The sequence below is a fragment of the Oscillospiraceae bacterium genome, from assembly GCA_035353335.1.
Taxonomy (GTDB): Bacteria; Bacillota; Clostridia; order Oscillospirales; family JAKOTC01; genus DAOPZJ01.
Genome location: DAOPZJ010000127.1, coordinates 1 through 1526 on the forward strand (window position 1 = coordinate 1; position 1526 = coordinate 1526).

At 44.0% G+C, this 1526-nt stretch carries 2 protein-coding genes; both read left to right on the forward strand.

Annotated elements, in window-relative coordinates; all coding sequences use genetic code 11:
* Nucleotides 1-267: hypothetical protein (locus PKH29_12925; protein ID HNX15743.1), on the forward strand; the 267-nt coding region annotated here is incomplete at its 5' end.
* 473 nt (nt 268-740) lie between these two features.
* Nucleotides 741-1526: LysM peptidoglycan-binding domain-containing protein (locus tag PKH29_12930; protein ID HNX15744.1), on the forward strand; the 786-nt coding region annotated here is incomplete at its 3' end.

Consider the following 1526-nt stretch of genomic DNA (forward strand, 5'->3'; position numbering starts at 1 on the left):
ACGCTGCGCAGCCTGATGAAGGTATTGCTCGGCGGGGTATCGGCAACGACCGTTTTCCTTGCAAACTATTACGGCAAGCTCTCCTTTGAGCGAAAAAGCATTGACCATGAAAAAATGATCGGATTATACTCGTCTGCAAAGGAGCAATTCGAATCCGGGAAAGTCGATAAGAAGCAGCTTTTCCGTGAGCTCGCTCGAGAAGAAATCATAGAAAATGGCAATTGGTTTTCCTACTGTCGTGAAAATCCGCCATCTTTCCATATTTGATGTCAAATCGTGTGCGGACTGTAAAAATGAGGCGCGACGTCGATACGCACAGCCTGATTCATGAAGCCTCACATCACGATTCCATTGTCCTTACTGGACATCGCACTTTTCGATATGCAAAACGAGTCCATGCGCATATTCACAAGATCGCATCTTTTAAATCCGGCGGTTAGAGTGGAATGGGTTGAAAAGAAGGGCTACAGTTAACTTGTTCAGAGAGAAAGATGGTATTCATCAATGATCAGAAGTTACCGAAAAAGCTTCCGTCCCTATTTTCAACCTTTTGAGGAATATGATTCATTCGGAACTTCTTTCATAAATCATTTCCATAGAAATTTGAAACACATAACAGGACATTTATAAGACACGAGAGGAATATTTCAAACGATTTACCCGTTTTGCAGTACAAATCGCATCGAATGCGGGGAATAAAACAGATCAGGTTATAATCAGAAAAAATGAGAAAAAGTGTATTGAGTTTTCAGTTTTTATTTATTTTATCAATTCTGATATTTGTAACTTGTTTGATTATCTGTCCAGTTTATGCACAGGATGCAAATTCATTGATTGCAGAAGTAAATGCATTAAGAGCTTCTTACGGACTGTCTCCTTATTCTGTTGACAACTCATTATCATCTTTAGCCCAGGCTCAGAGTGAATATCAGGCTTCCATTAATATGACTACCCATAATCGCCCGGACGGATCGAACATACCGGCTCGGTCAGAAAATGTCTGCGGCGGATTAAATATGACGGCATCTTATTGCGTTAAGCAGATGTGGACAGATCCCGATCATCTTTATACAATGATCGGTCTCGATTCCGGAACAGTTGGAGCCGGAGCAGCATCCGCACCCGACGGAAGCATATACTATACACTGATGGTGAACAGTTCAGGGAATGATACAAATCTGGATAAATCCCCGACCTTGGCTGTAACTGCTGCGGTTGCTGCAAATCAAAATGCGGGCAGCGGTTTTGTGGATATCGAAGCGTTGCCGGTTCAACCCGGAACCTTTGCTACCAGTACCCCCGAATTGGATGGATCGATTTATCATACTGTGCAACAAAATGAAACTCTGTGGACGATTGCGATTAATTACGGTACGACGGTTGCACAGCTCCAGGCGTTGAACGGAATGGCTGAAAACGATGTTAGCGTCAGAGCCGGCCAGAGGATACTAATCCATTACGGTGGGACGCCTGTCTCGGATACCCTGACGCCGACCGTAACCAAACCGCCGGCAACCAATACGCCG